The 593-nt window shown below is 69.0% G+C and carries 1 protein-coding gene and 1 pseudogene; one reads left to right on the forward strand and one right to left on the reverse strand.

Annotated features, from left to right (window positions below; translation table 11 throughout):
• The coding region (locus ACYVJ0_RS13700; RefSeq protein WP_460818413.1) for a hypothetical protein at positions 1-180 on the forward strand (180 nt) is incomplete at its 5' end.
• On the opposite strand, the pseudogene ACYVJ0_RS13705 reads toward ACYVJ0_RS13700, so the two are convergent.
• Positions 102-293 (reverse strand): annotated as a pseudogene (locus ACYVJ0_RS13705) (class II fructose-bisphosphate aldolase); the annotation flags it as partial. The gene ACYVJ0_RS13700 and the pseudogene ACYVJ0_RS13705 overlap by 79 nt on opposite strands.
• Positions 294-593 lie beyond the last annotated feature (300 nt).

Raw genomic sequence — 593 nt, forward strand, 5'->3', positions numbered from 1 at the left:
GCGCTCGTCGGCGACGCCGCCTACGCGCCGTCGTTCCTGACCGGACAGGGGTCCAGTCTCGCCCTCGTCGGTGCCGCGGTGCTCACCCTGATGCGATGGCGCGTCGAGCCCGACGCGTACTCGGCACCGCCGACGGAGACCTGGATGATCCCGTCCGACTCCGCCTCGGCAAAGCCCTGAAGCGCGGCGGTGATGGTCTGCGACGACGTGATGTTGACGGCGGGGTAGGCGAACTTGCCGGCCTTCGCCCGGTCGATCATCTCGGCGTAGACCTCAGGGGTTGCGATGGGCATCTGCGAAACTCCAAACGACTGGTGAGGTGGGCGGTCGCAGGAGTGTCCAAGGCCGCCCGGGTATGCACCTTCGATCTTGCCACGATCCACGGGCAGCTGTGTGCGGCCGTTCGACAGTCGAACGGCCGGATCACTGTCGTTCTCGTCGGCCCTGCGCCGGCTCAGGGCCGCGGGGGCTTCTCGCCGTCGAGCAGCATCTGCCCCGCACGCGCCTTCGCCTCCAGCACGTCGGCCTGCCACAGCTCGGCCAGCTGTTCCGCATCCTCGGTGGTGTACCCGGCTCCCCAGAACGCCTCCTGC

It is taken from the genome of Microbacterium petrolearium, from assembly GCF_054782875.1.